The 17,582-nt window shown below is 69.9% G+C and carries 13 protein-coding genes and 1 pseudogene; 5 read left to right on the forward strand and 9 right to left on the reverse strand.

What is annotated here, in order from left to right; all coding sequences use genetic code 11:
• Positions 1-35 precede the first annotated feature (35 nt).
• Complete coding sequence (gene bfr / locus NUG20_RS13810) at positions 36-521, reverse strand: bacterioferritin (protein WP_263395028.1); 486 nt, start codon at positions 519-521, stop codon at positions 36-38.
• 235 nt (positions 522-756) lie between these two features.
• On the opposite strand from bfr, the gene NUG20_RS13815 reads away from it, so the two are divergent.
• From NUG20_RS13815 to NUG20_RS13825, 3 genes are all read left to right on the forward strand, one after another.
• On the forward strand, positions 757-3,135 hold the full coding sequence (locus NUG20_RS13815; protein ID WP_263395029.1) for a penicillin acylase family protein: 2,379 nt from the start codon (positions 757-759) through the stop codon (positions 3,133-3,135).
• Positions 3,136-3,244: 109 nt separating this feature from the next.
• Positions 3,245-4,294, forward strand: a complete 1,050-nt coding sequence (locus tag NUG20_RS13820) for a right-handed parallel beta-helix repeat-containing protein (RefSeq protein WP_263398488.1) — start codon at positions 3,245-3,247, stop codon at positions 4,292-4,294.
• Positions 4,295-4,450: 156 nt separating this feature from the next.
• On the forward strand, positions 4,451-5,542 hold the full coding sequence (locus NUG20_RS13825; RefSeq protein ID WP_263395030.1) for a GGDEF domain-containing protein: 1,092 nt from the start codon (positions 4,451-4,453) through the stop codon (positions 5,540-5,542).
• Between the two features lie 147 nt (positions 5,543-5,689).
• Here the strand turns inward: NUG20_RS13825 and asnB are convergent, their stop codons facing one another.
• The 8 genes and pseudogenes from asnB to map all read right to left on the reverse strand — a co-directional run bounded on the left by asnB (position 5,690) and on the right by map (position 16,098).
• Positions 5,690-7,384: an asparagine synthase B gene (asnB, locus tag NUG20_RS13830; RefSeq protein WP_263395031.1), complete on the reverse strand. Its 1,695-nt coding sequence runs from the start codon at positions 7,382-7,384 to the stop codon at positions 5,690-5,692.
• A gap of 288 nt (positions 7,385-7,672) precedes the next feature.
• Positions 7,673-8,809, reverse strand: coding sequence for a succinyl-diaminopimelate desuccinylase (gene dapE, locus NUG20_RS13835; protein WP_263395032.1), 1,137 nt, complete (start codon positions 8,807-8,809; stop codon positions 7,673-7,675).
• 173 nt (positions 8,810-8,982) lie between these two features.
• Positions 8,983-9,342 carry a Spx/MgsR family RNA polymerase-binding regulatory protein gene (locus NUG20_RS13840; protein WP_263395033.1) on the reverse strand — a complete coding sequence of 120 codons (360 nt, stop codon included), beginning with the start codon at positions 9,340-9,342 and terminating at the stop codon, positions 8,983-8,985.
• Positions 9,343-9,384: 42 nt separating this feature from the next.
• Positions 9,385-10,335 carry a glycoside hydrolase family 43 protein gene (locus NUG20_RS13845; protein ID WP_263395034.1) on the reverse strand — a complete coding sequence of 317 codons (951 nt, stop codon included), beginning with the start codon at positions 10,333-10,335 and terminating at the stop codon, positions 9,385-9,387.
• 321 nt (positions 10,336-10,656) lie between these two features.
• Positions 10,657-11,430: a hypothetical protein gene (locus tag NUG20_RS13850; RefSeq protein WP_263395035.1), complete on the reverse strand. Its 774-nt coding sequence runs from the start codon at positions 11,428-11,430 to the stop codon at positions 10,657-10,659.
• Positions 11,431-11,657: 227 nt separating this feature from the next.
• Positions 11,658-12,644 (reverse strand): annotated as a pseudogene (dapD, locus tag NUG20_RS13855) (2,3,4,5-tetrahydropyridine-2,6-dicarboxylate N-succinyltransferase); the annotation flags it as partial.
• 41 nt (positions 12,645-12,685) lie between these two features.
• Positions 12,686-15,292 (reverse strand): [protein-PII] uridylyltransferase, encoded by a 2,607-nt coding sequence (locus NUG20_RS13860; RefSeq protein ID WP_263398489.1) that lies wholly within the window; start codon positions 15,290-15,292, stop codon positions 12,686-12,688.
• Positions 15,293-15,321: 29 nt separating this feature from the next.
• Positions 15,322-16,098 (reverse strand): type I methionyl aminopeptidase, encoded by a 777-nt coding sequence (map, locus tag NUG20_RS13865; RefSeq protein ID WP_317852749.1) that lies wholly within the window; start codon positions 16,096-16,098, stop codon positions 15,322-15,324.
• Positions 16,099-16,323: 225 nt separating this feature from the next.
• On the opposite strand from map, the gene NUG20_RS13870 reads away from it, so the two are divergent.
• Positions 16,324-16,827, forward strand: a complete 504-nt coding sequence (locus NUG20_RS13870) for a Csu type fimbrial protein (protein WP_263395038.1) — start codon at positions 16,324-16,326, stop codon at positions 16,825-16,827.
• A 12-nt stretch (positions 16,828-16,839) separates the two neighbouring features.
• The gene (locus NUG20_RS13875) at positions 16,840-17,580 is read left to right on the forward strand and encodes a fimbrial biogenesis chaperone (protein ID WP_263395039.1); all 741 of its coding nucleotides are present in this window, start codon (positions 16,840-16,842) and stop codon (positions 17,578-17,580) included.
• Positions 17,581-17,582 lie beyond the last annotated feature (2 nt).

A 17,582-nucleotide genomic window follows, 5' to 3' on the forward strand; every position in this document is an offset into this window, starting at 1 on the left:
AGCGGACGGTAGGACTCTTCGAGTCCCGAGTCCCGTTACTCCCCCACCGCACTCCCGCCCATCTTCGAGGTCTGGTACAGCGCCATGCCCAGGCGCTTGATCAGGCCCAGTTGCTGCTCCAGCCACCAGGCGTGGTCTTCTTCGGTGTCCTGCAGCTGCTTGAGCAGGATGTCGCGGCTGACGTAGTCGCCGTGCTCCTCGCACAGCTTCATGCCCGCGGCGAGATTCGCGCGCACTTCGTATTCGACCTTCAGGTCCTTCTGCAGCATGTCCTCGACCGTGCGCCCGGGCTCGAACGCATGCGGGCGCATGTCCGGGTCGCCTTCCAGGAACAGGATGCGCCGCAGCAGCGCGTCGGCGTGCTCGGTCTCTTCTTCCATCTCGTGGTTGATGCGCTCGTACAGCGCCTGCAGGCCCTGATCCTCGTAGCGTCGCGAGTGGATGAAATACTGGTCGCGTGCGGCGAGTTCGCCGCGCAGCAGGTCCTTGAGGCATTGCACAACTTCAGGATGTCCCTTCATGGGGCAGGCTCCGTTTTCAGCTAAGGCGGCCATAGTGCCCGAGCCGCGCGCGCCGCGTTCCAATCGGAATCATTAGCATCCCGATTCCAGCCGACGCGCACTGCACGCGGCAGCGACGACCGATCGCGCACCCGTGCGATGAAACTGACCCGGCCCCAACGCGCCACGGCCATGTGGCACAGGAACGACACGCAGTCGCGTCTAGAATCCGATATCGGCCGGCGGAGAAACGTGGATGCGGAGCAGGTGGAAACAAGGGATGTTGTGGCTGGCGGCCTTGGCGCTCGGCCTGGTCCTGGTGGTGTGGCTGCTGCTGCGCGGCAGCCTGGCCAGGCTCGACGGCCAGGTCGATCTGGACGGGCTGGCGGCGCCGGTGACGATCCAGCGCGATGCGCTGGGCGTGGTCACCATCGACGCCGGCAACGAGGCCGATGCGATGCGCGCGCTCGGCTACGTGCATGCGCAGGAACGCTACTTCCAGATGGACCTGATGCGCCGCGCCGCCGCCGGCGAACTGTCGGACCTGGTCGGCCGCGCCGCGCTCGGGGTGGACGAGCATCGCCGTGCGCACCGCCTGCGCGCGCGCGCCGGGGCGCAACTGGCTGCCTTCGGCGGTGGCCATGCCGCGGCCCTGCAGGCCTACAGCGCCGGCGTCAATCGCGGCCTGCACACGCTGCGGGTACGGCCGTGGCCTTACCTGCTGCTGTTCAAGGCACCGCGCGACTGGCAGCCGGTGGATTCGGTGCTGGCCGGCGAGGCGATGTACTTCGACCTGCAAGGCCGCCAGGGCGACCGCGAACTGTCGCTGTACCGCCTGCAGCAGCATCTGCCGGCGCCGCTGTTCGCGCTGCTGCGCCACGACGGCAGCAGCTGGGACGCCGCCCTGGACGCTCCGGCGCGCGGCGACGCCACGCTGCCCGACGCCAGCCAAGTCGATCTGCGCGCCCTGCCCGACGCCCCCTCCGACGGCAGCGCAGCGGAGCATGCCGCGCCGGGCAGCAACAACTGGGCCATCGCCGGCAGCCGCAGCGCCGACGGCCGTGCCATCGTCGCCAACGACATGCACCTGCAACTGGGCGCGCCCAGCCTCTGGTTCCGGGTACGGCTGCGCTACGCCGACGCGCAGGCGCCAGGCGGCCGCGTGGACGTCACCGGGTTTTCGCTGCCGGGCCTGCCGGCGGTGATCGTCGGCAGCAACGGCCATGTCGCCTGGGGCTTCACCAACAGCTACGCCGACACCAGCGACTGGTACCGGCTGACGCCGTGCGCGGCCACGCCGCAGCCCGGCTGCACCGCGGTGGTCCGCCACCGCGAACGGATCAAGGTGGCCGGCGGCGTCGATGTCGCGCTGGACGTGGAAGACACCGTCTACGGCCCGATCCTGCAGCACGAGCCGGACGGCACCGCGTTGGCGCAACGCTGGGCGGCGCAGCTGCCCGGCGCATTGAACCTGGGCCTGGCCGACCTGGCCCGCGCCGATTCGCTGGCCAGCGCCTTCGCCAGTGCCCAGCACATCGCCACCCCGGCGCAGAACATGGTGCTGGCCGACAGCGCCGGGCGTATCGGTTGGCGCGTGCTCGGTGCGCTGCCGCTGCGCGGCCCGGCGTGCCCCAGCGACGCGCTGGTCCACGACGTCAGCGCAGGCGTGCCGGCGGCGCAACGCTGCGCGCCCTGGCCGGTCGCCACGCAACATTCGCCGCAGCGCATCGATCCCGCCGACGGGCAGCTGTGGACCGCCAACGCACGCGTGGTCGGCGGCGAGGAGTTCGCGCTGCTCGGCGATGGCGGCTACGCGCTGGGCGCGCGCGCGCAGCAGATCCGCGACGACCTGCGCCTGCATCCGCAGCTGGACGAGCGCCAGCTGCTGGCGATCCAGCTCGACGACCGCGCGCTACTGCTGCAACGCTGGTGGACGCTGCTGCAGCAACGCGACGGCGGCGCCGCCACGCCCGCGCTGCACGCGCTGGCGCAGGCCAGCAAGCACTGGGAAGGCCGCGCCAGCACCGATTCGGTCAGCTATCGGCTGGTGCGCGCCTGGCGCCTGGCGCTGCTGACCCGGATCCGCGATGGTCTGATCGCCCCGGCCCGCGCCCAATTGGGCGCCGACTACGCGATGCCGCCGCTGCCGCAGCTGGAAGCGGTGGCCTGGCCGCTGCTGCAGCAGCAACCACCGCATCTGCTGCCGCGCCGCTACGGCAGCTGGCAAGCGTTGCTGGAGGACGCCGCCGCCGAGGTCCGCGACGCGCCCGAGCAGGACGCGCCTTTGCCGCAACGCCGTTGGGGCGAACAGAACACCGCCGCGGTCTGCCATCCGCTGGCGCGGTCGCTGCCCGGCTTCCTGAAGCGCTGGCTGTGCATGCCGGCCGAGCCGCTGTCCGGCGACAACGACATGCCGCGGGTGCAGCGCCCGGACTTCGGCGCCTCCGAGCGCATGGTGGTGGCGCCCGGCCACGAGGCCGACGGCATCGCGCACATGCCCGGCGGCCAGAGCGAGCATCCGCTGTCGCCGTTCTGGGGCGCCGGCCACGACGCCTGGGTGCAGGGCCAGGCAACGCCGTTCCTGCCCGGCCCTGCGCGCTACACGCTGACATTACGACCGCCTGCGCAACAATGACCGATTGCGGCATCGCCCGCGCGCTGCGCGGTACCGCCTGCCACGGCGGCCGCACAGCGCCCGCGGCCGAACCGCCTTGCCCTCCTCCCCCAAGCAGAGCCTGTATCCGATGACGCTTCGCCGCCCCTTGCTCGCCCTGCTGTTGCCGCTCGCCGCCTGCCTGTCGAGCGGCTGCGCCACGGCGGCCACGCCCGCGTCCACCGCCGCTGCCACCGATTGCAGCGTGCGCGCGGAACCCGGCGACGACCTGCAGGCGGCGGTCGACCGCGTGCCCAACGACGGCAAGCCGGCCACCGTGTGCCTCACCGCCGGCGACTTCCACGTGACCAAGCTGCTGTCGATCCAGCGCGACGGCCTGCGCCTGCGCGGCCAGGGCGATGCCACGGTGCTGCGCATGCAGGACGGCGTGCAGCAGCCGGTCATCGTGGTCGGCGACTACCAGAACGAACGCCCGCAGCGGCCGATCCGCGACGTCAGCGTCGAGCAACTGCAGATCGTCGGCGGCAGCGCCGAGAAGGAATTCATGCCCGAGCGCCCGTACCTGAGCAACAGCCTGGTGGTGGTGCGCGCCGGCCAGAACATCCGCCTGTCCCGGCTGCGCGTGAGCAAGTGCCGCAGCGCCTGCCTGCTCAGCGAGTACGACAGCCGCGACCTGCTGATCGAGCGCAACGACGTGTCCGGCGCGATCTGGGACGGGGTCTCGTTCAACCGCACCGCCAAGGTCAAGCTGATCGACAACTACATCCACGACAACGTCGCCGCCGGCATCACCACCGAGCACCTGGAAGACAGCGAGATCCGCAACAACCGCCTGGAGCGCAACGGCAGCCAGGGCGTGTACCTGGCCGATGCGCGGCGCAACCTGTTCGCCGGCAACCAGTTCACCGGCAACAAGGGCGCCGGCATCTACCTTGCCTGCTCGATCCGCCAGCGCACTCCGGAGATCCTGTGCTGGGACAACAGCATGAGCCAGGACAACACCTTCGAGAACAACACCTTCAAGGACAACCCCTATACCTACACGATCGGCGTGGACCGCGCCGCCAACTGCAGTGGCGCGGACTTCCGCCAGAATCTGTGGCGCAAGAACAACCAGGCCGACGCCTCCGGGGTGGACATCCAGCCCGAACGCTACGGGCGCTGCATGCGCTTCGAATAAGGCGCGGCGCAGCGCGATGGCCGCCCCCGCGATGACGCACGCTCCGCTGCAGCTGTCCGGCGCCAGGCCGCCGGCGGACCGCGCGTGGCGGCGCCCGAGCAGCGCCAGGCCATGTCGATAGTCGAGCGGCGATCCAGGGCGCTCGAGGCATCGGGCATGGAGCCGGATGGCCTGTCTCCTGCCGACCACGACCACGCCGCACCAGGCGCGCACGGCGACGAGACGTACCAGAACCACATCCGCCGCATGCTCGGCAGTTCCATCATGACCATCCAGCTGCTGACGCTGGTGGCCTGGCCGGCGTCGGTGCTGTGCAACCCGCACCTGCAAGGACCGCTGGACGCCCGCTACGCGCTGGTGTTCGTCGCCCTGCTCATCAGCTCGGCGAACATGAGCCTGGCCAAGCGGTTCTGGCAGTGGCGGCAGAGCGGCTTCCTGTTCGTGATCGCGCTGACCACCGCGTTCCGGGTCGAACTCCACGCCATGGGCGAAAACGGGCTGTTCTGGGTGCTGCCGGTGGCGATCACCATCTGCCTGGGCGTCAGCCTGCTGTTCTCGCTGTCGCGCGACTACCTGCTGGCCATGGCCTGCACCTGGGCGATCATGTTCAGCGGACAGCCGCGACTGGTGCCGGTGGCCGGCGATCTTCCGCTGCTGGCGATCCTGCTGGCGGTGGTGGCGCTGCTCGGTGTCGCCCTCAACCGCATGTTCGTGGGCGCCATGCGCACCGCCTACACGCTGAAGGAAGACTACCGGCGCCTGGCCGAGACCGACGCGTTGACCGGTATCGCCAACCGCCGCGCGCTGATGACGCAGCTGCGAGCGGCGACCGCGCGCGGGCACGACACGCTGCATTTCGCGATGCTGGACATCGACGACTTCAAGCAGGTCAACGACACCCATGGCCACCACGTCGGCGACGCGGTGCTGCTGGCGCTTGCCGCCGAACTGGTCGGGCTCGGCGTGCGCTGCAAGATCGGCCGGCTCGGTGGCGAGGAATTCGGCGTGCTGTTCGAGAACATGAGCGACGCGCAGGTCGGCGCGTCGCTGCAACGGTTGCTCGACCGGGTCCGCAGCCTGCGCGTGGAAGGCGTGGAATTCGCGTTCAGCGCCGGCGCCGCGCGGCTGGGCGCCGGCGGCGACGTGGCGGACCTGCTCAAGCGCGCCGACCAGGCGCTGTACACGGCCAAGCGCGAAGGCAAGGGCCGCATCCACATCGGTATCGGCAACGCTGCCGACGACGCCTGACCCGGCGGCGCCGCGGCAAGCGACGATCGCCAGCGCATTGCAGCGGCGCGGAAGCGCCGCTTGCATAGTCCAGCAGCGCGACCGGGCGCCGCCAGCCAGCGCCGGGGCCGCAGCCCCGCGCGCCGCGCAGCGAGTGCCGCGCTCAGCTCACGAGGCCAGGGCCTGCTCGTGCACCCCGGCCACCGCGCGCCCGGACGGATCGGCCATCGTCGCGAAACTCGCATCCCAGGCGATCGCCGCCGGCGAGGAACAGGCGATCGACTTGCCGCCGGGCACGGTCTCGGCCGCCGCAGGCGTGGGGAACGCGCGCTCGAACAGCGTGCGGTAGTAATAGCCTTCCTTGGTCTGCGGCGGGTTGACCGGGAAGCGCTTGTCGGCCGCGGCCAGTTCGCGATCGCTGACCTGCGCCTCGGCATGCGCCTTGAGCCCGTCGATCCAGCCGTAGCCGACGCCGTCGCTGAACTGCTCCTTCTGCCGCCACAGGATCGACTCGGGCAGGTAGCCTTCGAACGCCGCGCGCAGCACGCCTTTTTCCATGCGCACCGCGCCGGGGTTGGTCTTGTCGATCATCTTGTACTGCGCGTCCATGCGCATCGCCACGTCCATGAACTCCACGTCCAGGAACGGCACGCGCGGCTCCACGCCCCAGGCCATCATCGACTTGTTGGCGCGCAGGCAGTCGTAGTTGTACAGCGCGTCGAGCTTGCGGATCAGCTCCTCGTGGAACTCGCGCGCGTTCGGCGCCTTGTGGAAGTACAGGTAGCCGCCGAAGATCTCGTCGCTGCCCTCGCCGGACAGCACCATCTTCACTCCCATCGCCTTGATCCGCCGCGCCAGCAGGAACATCGGCGTGGACGCGCGGATGGTGGTGACGTCGTAGGTCTCGATGTGCCGGATCACTTCCGGCAGCGCGTCCAGGCCTTCCTCGAAGGTGTATTCGAAGCCGTGGTGCACGGTGCCCAGCGATTCGGCGGCGATCGCCGCGGCGGCCAGGTCCGGCGAACCCTTCAGGCCGATCGCGAACGAATGCAGGCGCGGCCACCAGGCCTCGGCCTCGTCGTTGTCCTCGATGCGCTTGCGCGCGAAGCGCGCCGCCACCGCCGCGACCAGCGACGAATCCAGCCCGCCGGACAGCAGCACGCCGTACGGCACGTCGGTCATCAGCTGGCGGTGCACCGCGCGCTCGAAGGCCTCGCGCAGCTCCTGCTTGCTCACCTCCACGCCCTGCACCGCATCGTAGTCGCGCCACGGCTTGCGGTAGTACTGCACCAGTTCGCCGCTGGCGCTGTCGTAGTAGTGGCCGGGCGGAAACTGGGCGACGTCGGCGCAGCTGTCGGCCAGCGACTTCATCTCCGAGGCCACGCGCAGCCGGCCCTGCTGGTCGTGGCCCCAGTACAGCGGGCACACGCCCATCGGATCGCGCGCGATCAGCGCGCGCCCGGCCGCCTTGTCCCACAGCGCGAAGGCGAAGATGCCGTTGAGCCGGTTGAGCAGCGTGGCCGGTTGCTCCTCGCGATACAGCGCATTGATCACCTCGCAGTCCGACGCGGTCTGGAACGCGTAGGGCCGGGCCAGCTGCTTCTTCAGCTCGCGGTGGTTGTAGATCTCGCCGTTGACCGCCAGCGCCAGCTGGCCGTCTTCCGACAGCAGCGGCTGCGAGCCGCCGGCCGGATCGACGATGGCCAGGCGCTCATGCACCAGGATCGCGCCGTCGTCGGCATACACGCCGCTCCAGTCCGGGCCGCGATGGCGCTGCCGCTGCGAGCAGTCCAGCGCCTGCCGGCGCAGCGCCTGCAGGTCGTCGCCCGGTTGCAGGCCGAAGATGCCGAAGATCGAACACATGAAACACTCCTGGTCGTGGGGTTGGTGTTACTTGCATTCCCGGCCATCGATGGCCGGGCTGTCGTGGGGGATCCGCCACTCCACGCACCCATAAAAAAACCCGCATCGGCTGATGCGGGTTTTCTGGATACTGGGCGTGGTGTTTCGGTAGCGCCTAGTCGCAGACCCGCATCGGCCGCGCACGATTATTCGCCAGCGCACTATTGCGGCCGTTGGCGTGGATCGGGCGGAGGGCGGACAGCGAGGTCATGCGGCGAACGTAACCCGGCACGCAGGCCGGCGCAACTGTTACGCCAGCAACCGTTCGATCAGGCGCAGGTACAACCCGGGCAAGGCGTCCAGGTCGGCGACGCTGACGTGCTCGTCCACCTGGTGGATGCTGGCGTTGACCGGACCGACCTCGATGCACTGCGCGCCCAGCGGCGCGATGAAGCGCGCATCGGAGGTGCCGCCGCCGGTGCTCTCTTCCGGCGCCGCGCCGGCGAAGGCGCCGAGCACCTCGCGCGCGACGCTGCGCAGGCGTCCTTCCGGGGTGTAGAACGGCTCGCCGCTGCGATGCCAGCGCAGCGTGCAGTCCAGGCCGTGGCGATCGAGCAACGCGGCGATCTCCGCTTCCAGCCGCGGCGCGTCCCAGTGCGGGTTGTAGCGCAGGTTGAAGGCCACCTGCAGCTCGCCGGGGATCACGTTGTTGGCGCCGGTGCCGGCGTGCAGATTGGAGATCTGCAGGCTGGTCGGCGGGAAGCTCTCGTAGCCGTCGTCCCAATGCCGCGCGACCAGCTCGGCCAGCGCCGGCGCGGCCAGGTGGATCGGATTGCGTGCCTTGTGCGGATACGCCACATGGCCCTGCACGCCCTTGACCGCGAGCGTGGCGGACAGGCTGCCGCGGCGTCCAACCCGCAGCAGGTCGCCGAGTCGCGCGGTGGACGACGGTTCGCCGGTGATGCACCAGTCGATGCGCTCGCCGCGCGCACGGAAGGTCTCGGCGACCTTGCGCACGCCGTCCAGCGCGTCGCCTTCCTCGTCGGAGGTCAGCAACAGCGCCAACCTGCCGGGATGATCGGGATGCGCGGCGACGAACCGCTCGGCGGCGACCACGAACGCGGCCACCCCGCTCTTCATGTCGGCCGCCCCGCGTCCATACAGCACGCCGTCGCGGATCTGCGGCACGAACGGATCGCTGGCCCAGGCCTCGCGCGGCCCCGGCGGCACCACATCGGTATGCCCGAGCAGCGCCAGCACCGGGCCGTCGTCGCCGGCGCCGCCGTGGGTGGCCCAGAGGTTGTCGACCTCGCCGAAGCGCAGCCGCTCGATGGCGAAACCGGCGCGCGCCAGCCGCTGCGCGATCAGCGCCTGGCAGCCGGCATCGTCCGGGGTCACCGACGGGCGGGCGATCAGTTCGCAGGTGAGGTCGACGACGTCGGACATGGGTCTGGGGTCACGGTAGGAGCGGCTTCAGCCGCGACAGGTACGCAGGGTGCCATGCGATGCCGGCAACTGCGCTTGATTCGGGTTTCAATGACATTCCGGCGATACGGTCGCGGCTGAAGCCGCTCCTACAGGAAGCGGCGAACGGCAGCGGCAGCGCCACCGACACCGGCTCAGCCCACGCCGAAACGCTGCTTGAAGCCGTTGTCCGAGAAACCCTGGCTCAGCGTGCCATCGTCGGTGATCACCACCGGCCGCCGGATCAGCTGCGGGTATTCGCGCAGCAGCAGCTTCCATTCGGCCTCGGACCCGGGCGTCTTCTTGTTGTCCGGCAGCTGGCGCCAGGTGGTCGAGGACTTGTTGACCAGCGCGTCGAAGCCGCCGGCCTTGCCGGCCCATTCGACCATGGTCTCCGGGCTCGGCTTGTGCTCGCGGTAGTCGACGAAGCTGTAGGTCACGCCGAAACGGTCCAGCCACTTCGTCGCCTTCTTGCAGGTATCGCAGTTCTTCAATCCGTACAGCGTGGTGCTCATATGCGTTTCCAGGGTAGGCCGCGCTCGGCGCGGCACCGGCGCTCAGCGCAGCGGATGCGCCTGCACGCCTTCGTGGGTGATCTTCACCGGCAGGATATGGCCTTGCGCGTCGAAGTCCATCCGCTCGATCGACGTCACCCGGTGGTTGCGGTCCGTCTCGCCCAGCGGGCGACGATGGTAGACGATGTACCAGCTGTCGTCGTCGGGCGCGCGGATCACCGAATGGTGGCCAGCGCCGGTAGCGATCGCTGGATCCTGCTGCAGCACCTTGCCGATACGCTTGAACGGCCCGGTCGGCGCGTCGGCAATCGCATAGGCAACCGAGTAGTCCGGCCCGCCCCAGCCGCCCTCGGACCACATGTAGTAGTAGCGGCCATCGCGCTTGAACATCAGCGAGCCCTCCACGTACTCCGGGGCCGGGGTGATCTCCTTGAACACGCTGCCGTCGGCCATCGGCTCCACGCCGGTGAAGTCGTCCTTGAGCTTGACGATGTTGGCGTGCTTCCACCCGCCGTAGATCATGTACCAGCTGCCGTCGTCGTCTTCGAACACGAACTGGTCGATCGGCTGCGCGCCATTGTGGAACTTGTCGATCAGCGGCTTGCCCAGCAGGTCGCGGTACGGGCCCTGCGGCCTGTCGGCCACCGCCACGCCGATTCCGCCGACCTCGGCGTCGCTCTGGATGTCGTTGGCCGAGAAGAAGAAGTAGTACTTGCCATCCTTGCGCACCACCGCCGGCGCCCACAGCGCCTGCTTGGCCCACGTGATCGCCGGCAGCGACAGCACGTCGGCATGCCGGGTCCAGTGCACCAGGTCCGGCGAGGAGAAGGCATCGAAGCTGGTCTGCTGCGCGTAGGGCCGCGAGGTGGTCGGGTAGATCCAATAGGTCTTGTCGAACACCACCGCTTCCGGGTCCGCGTACCAGCCGGGGAACACCGGGTTGCCAGCGCGCGCGACCGACGTGGCCGCGACCGCCAGCGTCATTGCCGCCATCAACGCGACGCCTGTCACCACCATGCCAAATCGCATCGGAGACCTTGAGCTGGAAGCCGTGGTTCGAGTGTAAGACGGTTTGCACCCCGATGCAGGCCACCGCGCCGGTGCGGCTCTCATGCATGAAGGCGTCGCGCAACCCAAAGCGCATGCGATGGCGCATTCGATCGTCGACAAGCCGCGCAGCATTCGCGCGGGCGACGCCGCAGCGGCGCCAGGCTTCATCGTGCAGGCGCGCCGAAGCGGCGAATACGACGCGTGGCCGACGGCACGTTCAAGCCGGCCGGCGCACCGCGGCGCATGGCGACGGCGCCGCCGGCATCAATCCGCCGGCACTTCCTTGAGCTGGGCCGATCCGATATGCCAGCGCAGCTGCTCCGCCGAGGCGCCATCCACGTCGTTGACGCGGCGCAGGGTGTAGGTGCCCTGGAATCGCTGCTGCGTGCCGTCCTCCAGCGTCGCCTCAACGGTTACTGGCACCGGCTGGTAGAGCGACCCCGCGCCGGCGTCGCCCGCTGCGAGCGTGCCGATCGTCACCTTGGTCGAACGCGTGTGCGCGAAGCCGGCCGTGAACGCGGCCAGGCTCTGGCCGGGACGCCCCTCCTCGCCCCACTGGCGCCACGCCACGTCGTAGTCGCGCGCGTCGATCGCCGAGTAGTAGCGCTGCACCACGGCGGCGGCCGCCTCCGGGCTCTTGGGCGCAGGCCCGCAGCCCGCCATCGGCGCGCCCTTGCCGTCGAACAGCGCGCAACTGCGTGCGATCTCGTCCTCGATCAGGGCGCAGCTGTTGGCCGCGTTGCACGGCGGATGGGTCGCCGGCGACACCGCGACGCAGGTCGCCACGCGCTTGGCCGCGGCGGCGGCGCCGAGTTCGGCGGCGCAGGACAGCGGCTCGGCCGGTTTCGCGTCCGCTGCCGTATCGGCCGCCGGCGTCGAAGCTGCCGCGGCCGCCTGGCTCGGTGCCGCAGGCGCGGTGTCGGCGTTCGGCGCAATGCCGCGCCCGGCGTTGGCGGAACCATCGCGATCTGGCGCCGCGCCGCATCCGCACAGCGCGAACACAGGCACCAGCCACCAGCCACACATCGTCATTCGCATACGTTTCTCCTGTCAGGGCGACAGCGGCAGACGTGGTACACGACCAGCCGGTGGGCGCCACTACGACGCCTCACCGGAGCGTATCCGGCAGCCGATGTACGTCCGCTTGCCCGGTCGTGACGGACCGGGCGCCCGCCATTGGAGCGCTGCGCGATGCGCGCAGGCATCGCGGCGCTCCGGTCCGCGCGGGTCAGCACGCGGTCGCGCCGCGGCGGCCTTGCCCGGCCTCAGTCGGCCAGGCCGCGCAGCAGGTCGTTGACGCTGGTCTTGCTGCGGGTCTTGGCGTCGACCTGTTTGACGATCACCGCGCAGTACAGCGAGTGCGAGCCGTCCTTGGACGGCAGCTGGCCGGACACCACCACGCTGTACGGCGGCACGTAGCCGTAGGACACCTCGCCGGTGGCGCGATTGTAAATGCGCGTGCTCTGGCCGATGAACACGCCCATGCCGATCACGCTGTGGTGGCCGACCACTACGCCTTCCACCACTTCCGAGCGCGCACCGATGAAGCAGTGGTCCTCGATGATGGTCGGGCTGGCCTGCAGCGGCTCGAGCACGCCGCCGATGCCGGCGCCGCCGGACAGGTGGCAGTGCTTGCCGATCTGCGCGCACGAACCGACCGTGGCCCAGGTGTCGACCATCGTGCCCTCGCCCACGTGCGCGCCGATGTTGGTGAAGCTCGGCATCAGCACCACGTCCTTGCCGAAGTAGCTGCCGCGACGCGCGATCGCGCCCGGCACCACGCGCACGCCGGCCTTGCGGAACTCAGCCTCGTGGTAGCCGGCGAAGCGCGACTCGACCTTGTCCCAGAACGGCGCCGGCTGCGCTTCGACCACGGCCATCTCGTTGACCCGGAAGTACAGCAGCACAGCCTTCTTCAGCCACTCGTTGACCTTCCAGCCGCCGTGTCCATCGGGCTCGGCGACGCGGAACTCGCCCGCTTCCAGGCCGTCGATGACGCGATTGACCACCGGCCGGGTCGAGCCTTCGATCTCGTCCAGGGTCAGCGCCGCGCGGCGCTCGAAGGCGCTGTCGATGGTGAACTTCAGTTCGTCGGCACTGGGGCCGGCGACCGGCTTGGCGCGTGCCGGCCTGGCCGGCGACTTCGGCGCGGCCACGGGCTTGGTGACGGCGCCGGTGGCGACGGCCTTCTTGGCCACGGCCTTCTTCGCGGTGGTCTTGCCGACGGCGGCGTTCTTGGCAGCAGGCTTTTTAGCAGCAGGCTTCTTGGCGGCGGCAGGCTTCTTGGTGGCCATTAGCGGGATTCTCCAGGCGGGGTATCGGGGTCCAGGCAGGCCTGCAGTGCGGCATGCAGCGCCTGGCGGGAAGCGTCGGGCAACGGCTGGTTGTGCTCGTCGGTGATCTGGAACAGGTCCTCGGCGCGCTCGCCGAAGGTGGCGATGCGCGCGTCGTGCACGCGCAACTGCTGGCGACGCAGCACCTGCGCCACGTTCGACAGCAGCCCGGGGCGGTCCGGCGCGACCAAGCTCAGGCGGGTGCGGCGGCCGTCCACGCTCTCGCGGAATTCGATGCGCGGCGCGAAACGGAAATGCCGCAGCTGCCGCGGCACCACCCGCCGCGCCGGGCGCAAGCGGGTCAGGTCGCCGGCCAGCGCCTCGCGCAGCGCGGCTTCCAGCTGCGCGGGATCGCCGCTGGCGAAGGCGTCGGCCGGCATCACCTCGAAGGTATCGAAGATCGCCTGGTGCGGCGCGTCGAGTACGCGCGCGCGGTGGATGCCGTAGCCGCGCCGGTCCAGGGTCATCACGATCGCGGCGAACAGGCCGTCGCGGTCGGGCGAGTACACGAACACTTCCAGCGCGTCGTCGTCGGGCGTGACCGGGCGCACCTTGACCAGGGTGCCGCCCAGTTCCACTTCCATCAGCGAACTGGCCTGCCAGGCCAGTTGCTCGGGACGGAAGCGCAGGAAGCTCTCGTCCGGCATGCCGGCGAACTGGCGGTCGATGACGGCGTCGTCGTGGCCCTGGATGTGCATCAGCGCGCGGGTGGCCTCGCGCGCCTCCTGCACCCGCTCGGCGACCGGCAGCGGATGCTCCAGGCCCTCGCGCAGCGCGCGCCGGGCGGCGAAGTACAGGTCCGCCAGCAGCCGGTCCTTCCACGCGTTCCACAATTTGGGACTGGTGCCGGCGATGTCGGCGCAGGTCAGCAGGTACAGGTAGTCCAGGCGCTCGCGGTCGCCGACCAGCGTGGCGAAGCGGTGGATCACCTCCGCATCGGAGATGTCCTGCTTCTGCGCGGTCACCGACATGCGCAGATGCTGCTCGACCAGCCACGCGACCAGTTCGGTATCGGCCGCGCTGAGCCCGTGGCCGGCGCAGAATGCGCGCGCGTCGACCGCGCCGAGTTCGGAATGGTCGCCGCCGCGGCCCTTGGCGATGTCGTGGAACAGCCCGGCCAGCAGCAGCAGTTCCGGCTTGCGCAGTCGCGGCCACACCTCGTGCGCGATCGAGAAGCGGTCGTCGGCGCGGGCGCTGGCGAACACCGCGATGTTCTTCAGCACCATCAGCGTGTGCTGGTCCACCGTGTATACGTGGAACAGGTCGAACTGCATGCGCCCGGACACCTGCGCGAACGCCGGGATCCATTGCCCGAGCACGCCCAGCCGCGCCATCCGGGTCAGCGTCTGCACCGCGCGCGGGCCGCGCAACAGGGCCAGGAAACGCTCGCGCGCCGGCGCGCTGGCGCTGGCGTAGGCGGGCAGCTGCGGCAGCGCCTCGGCCAGCGCGCGCGCGGTCAGCGAATGCAGTCCGCGCACCTCGCCGTGCGCGGCCCAAGTCGCGAACAGCGCGAACACCTGCACCGGATCGTCCTGCGGCCAGGTCTCGGCATCGGCGGCCAGGTAGCCGCGGCGCAGCGAGAAGCCGCCGCCCAGCGGCTGCGGCTGCGCCTCGCCGTCGAACTGCTCCTCGAAGCGCTGCAGCAGCCGGTCGCTGAGCCGGCGCACGATCGCGGCGCTGCGGTAGAAGCGCTGCATCATCTTCTCCACGCCCAGGCTCTCGGCGTCGTCGGAGAAGCCCAGCCGCTGCGCCAGCGTCTTCTGGTAGTCGAAGCGCAGGCGCTCCTCCGGGCGGTTGGCGACCAGGTGCAGGCCGTAGCGCAGCCGCGCCAGTTCGCGGCGCTCGCGGCGCAACGCCGCGGCCTCGTCGCCGCCGACGTGGCCGAGCCCGATCAGCGCCTCCAGGTCGCGCACGCCGAACGCGCGCAGCGCCATCCAGCCCAGCGTGTGCAGGTCGCGCAGGCCGCCCGGGCCGTCCTTGATGTCCGGCTCCAGGTTGTCGGCGGTGTCGCCGAAGCGCTGGTGGCGGGTCTGCAGTTCCTCGCGCTTGGCCAGGAAGAACGCGCGCGGCGTCCACACCTGTTGCGGCGCGATCGCCGCCGCCAGCGACGCCCGCGCGGCGGCATCGGCCAGCAGCGGACGCGCCTCGATCAGCGCGGTGAGCACGGTCTGGTCGGCGCAGGCGGTGGTGCATTGCGCGGCCGAACGCACCGCGTGGCTGACCGGTACGCCGGCATGCCAGAGCAGCGCGAACAGCCGCGCCAGCGCCTGCTCGTGCGCGCGCTGGCGCTCGGGTTCGCCGAGCACCAGCAGGTCGATGTCCGAACGCGGGAACAGTTCGCCGCGGCCGTAGCCGCCGACCGCGTACAGCGCCAGCCCGGCATCGCGCAGCAGGCAGCGGCTCCAGGCGTGCTTGATCAGCTGGTCCAGCGCGCGCGCGCGCAATGCCAGCAGGCGGTCGATGTCGTCGCCCTGGTCGAACCGCTTGTTCAGCCGCGCATCGGCCTGGGCCAGCACTTGCCGCGCCGCCGCGGCCCAGTCGGCATCGTCGGCGGCCGCATCGGGCATGCCGGCATCGGTCCCGGCCGGCAGCAGGCTCACGGCTCGCCGAGGCCGCCGGGCGACAGGGTCAGCACTTCCACGCCGTCCTCGGTGACCGCGATCATGTGCTCCCACTGCGCCGACAGCTTGCGGTCCTTGGTCACCACGGTCCAGCCGTCGGGCAGCACGCGGGTGTAGCGCGAGCCTTCGTTGATCATCGGCTCGATGGTGAAGGTCATGCCCGGCTTGAGCACCAGGCCTTCGCCGGGACGGCCGTAGTGCAGCACCTGCGGCTCGTCGTGGTAGACCTTGCCGATGCCGTGGCCGCAGTACTCGCGCACCACGCTGAAGCGCTCGCCCTCGGCGTACTGCTGGATCGCGTTGCCGACGTCGCCGAGCGTGGCGCCCGGGCGCACCGCGCGGATGCCGCGCCACATCGCCTCGTAGGTCGCCTCGACCAGGCGCCGCGCCATCACCGACGGCGTGCCGACGTAGTACATGCGGCTGGTGTCGCCATGCCAGCCGTCCTTGATCACGGTGACGTCGATATTGACGATGTCGCCATCCTTGAGGACCTTGCTCTCGCTGGGGATGCCGTGGCAGATCACGTTGTTCACCGAGCTGCACACGGTCTTCGGGTAGCCGCGGTAGCCGACGTTGGCCGGCACCGCCTGCTGCACGTTGACGATGTGGTCGTGGCAGATGCGGTCCAGCTCGGCGGTGGTCACCCCGGGCTTCACGTGCGGCCCGATCATGTCCAGCACCTCGGCGGCCAGGCGGCCGGCGATGCGCATCTTCTCGATGTCCTGGGGGGTTTTCAGATTGACGGTCATACCCACCATTATCGCTCATCCGGGGCTTTCCTGAACGCGCCGATGCAGGCTGCCGGTTTTTCGGCACCCGGCCGCCGCCCTCCCTTCTCACAAAGTTAACCCTGTAGAAACGTGAGTTTCGTCACTGATAAAAACTAGATACACATCCATATAAATGTGCAGTGGCGCACGTTTTGCATTGCTCCGGGCTCCGACGGACTCCGTCATTCCGAAGAGCCTCATCCAATGCAAGCTTTCCATCGTGCACTAGCCATCGTTGTGCTGCTGGCCGCCGGGACCGGCGTGGCCTCCGCCCAGACCGATTCGCGCACCTTCAACGTCAAGATCCAGATCACCAGCGTCTGCGACATCCAGACCGCACCGACCGACGTCGATTTCGGCAGCGTCAATTCCACCCAGACCTCGATCAACAGCACCGGCACGTTGAACGTGCGCTGCACCTCGGGCACCCCGTACAACATCGCGCTCAACGCCGGCAGCGGCTCCGGCGCGACCGTGAGCTCGCGCACCATGGGCAGCGCCGATGCGGGCAATACCGCACGCGTGCCGTACGCGCTGTACCGCAACTCGGCGCGCACCCAGAACTGGGGTTCGACCATCGGCAACGACACCCAGGCCGGCACCGGCAATGGTGCGGTGCAACCACTGGTCGTCTACGGCCAGGTCGCCAGCACCAACTACCCTGCCGGCTCGTACAGCGACATCGTCACCGCCACTGTCACCTGGTAACCGGAGCGTTCCATGGCCTTGCACCGATCCCTCGTTTTGCGCCTGCCGCTCGCCGCCGCGCTGTGGCTGGCGGCACTGCTGGCGGCCCATGCCGCCAGCCTGCAGGTTGCGCCCACCTCGGTGCAGCTGACCGCGGAGGAATCGGCGCAGGGCCTGTGGCTGAGCAACAGCGGCGACACGCCGCTGCAGGCGCAGGTGCGGGTGTTCCGCTGGCGCCAGCAGCACGGCGAGGACCTGCTCGAATCCACCGACAGGATCGCGATCAGCCCGCCGATGCTGCAACTGGCGCCGCACTCGCGGCAACTGGTGCGCATCATCCGCCTGGACGATGCACCCCGCGCCACCGAGGACACCTATCGGGTGCTGGTCGACGAACTGCCGGCGGCGGATGCCGCCGCCGGCAGCACGGCCGGCCTGCAATTCGTGCTGCGCTACTCGGTACCCATCTTCGTCAAGCCGGCGGTCGCCGCAGCCCCGGCGCTGCAAGCCAGGCTGATCCACGACGCCGCCGCGCCGGCGCTGGAAGTCGTGAACCAGGGCAGCGAGCACGCCCAATTGGTCGACCTGTATTTCCTCGCCAGCGACGGCACCCGTGCCGCGATCGCCGACGGCCTGGCCGGCTACGTCCTGCCGGGCCAGCGCAAGCGTTGGCCGCTCCCTCCCGCGCTGGCGCGTGCCGATGGCACGTTCAAGGCCACGATCAACGGTGAGCCCCTTGCTCAGTCGCTTGCGTTGGAAGCACAGGCTCCTTGAGC

It is taken from the genome of Xanthomonas sp. CFBP 8443, from assembly GCF_025666195.1.
Classification (GTDB): Bacteria; Pseudomonadota; Gammaproteobacteria; order Xanthomonadales; family Xanthomonadaceae; genus Xanthomonas_A.

What these genes read in the sequence shown, in the direction of transcription:
- dapE (WP_263395032.1), bottom strand. Translation starts at nt 8,809, where the DNA reads ATGTCCGACGTCGTCGACCTCACCTGCGAACTGATCGCCCGCCCGTCG.
- asnB (WP_263395031.1), bottom strand. Translation starts at nt 7,384, where the DNA reads ATGTGTTCGATCTTCGGCATCTTCGGCCTGCAACCGGGCGACGACCTG.
- NUG20_RS13840 (WP_263395033.1), bottom strand. Translation starts at nt 9,342, where the DNA reads ATGAGCACCACGCTGTACGGATTGAAGAACTGCGATACCTGCAAGAAG.
- bfr (WP_263395028.1), bottom strand. Translation starts at nt 521, where the DNA reads ATGAAGGGACATCCTGAAGTTGTGCAATGCCTCAAGGACCTGCTGCGC.
- map (WP_317852749.1), bottom strand. Translation starts at nt 16,098, where the DNA reads ATGACCGTCAATCTGAAAACCCCCCAGGACATCGAGAAGATGCGCATC.
- NUG20_RS13875 (WP_263395039.1), top strand. Translation starts at nt 16,840, where the DNA reads ATGGCCTTGCACCGATCCCTCGTTTTGCGCCTGCCGCTCGCCGCCGCG.
- NUG20_RS13860 (WP_263398489.1), bottom strand. Translation starts at nt 15,292, where the DNA reads ATGCCCGATGCGGCCGCCGACGATGCCGACTGGGCCGCGGCGGCGCGG.
- NUG20_RS13815 (WP_263395029.1), top strand. Translation starts at nt 757, where the DNA reads ATGCGGAGCAGGTGGAAACAAGGGATGTTGTGGCTGGCGGCCTTGGCG.
- NUG20_RS13870 (WP_263395038.1), top strand. Translation starts at nt 16,324, where the DNA reads ATGCAAGCTTTCCATCGTGCACTAGCCATCGTTGTGCTGCTGGCCGCC.
- NUG20_RS13845 (WP_263395034.1), bottom strand. Translation starts at nt 10,335, where the DNA reads ATGGCGGCAATGACGCTGGCGGTCGCGGCCACGTCGGTCGCGCGCGCT.
- NUG20_RS13820 (WP_263398488.1), top strand. Translation starts at nt 3,245, where the DNA reads ATGACGCTTCGCCGCCCCTTGCTCGCCCTGCTGTTGCCGCTCGCCGCC.
- NUG20_RS13825 (WP_263395030.1), top strand. Translation starts at nt 4,451, where the DNA reads ATGGAGCCGGATGGCCTGTCTCCTGCCGACCACGACCACGCCGCACCA.
- NUG20_RS13850 (WP_263395035.1), bottom strand. Translation starts at nt 11,430, where the DNA reads ATGCGAATGACGATGTGTGGCTGGTGGCTGGTGCCTGTGTTCGCGCTG.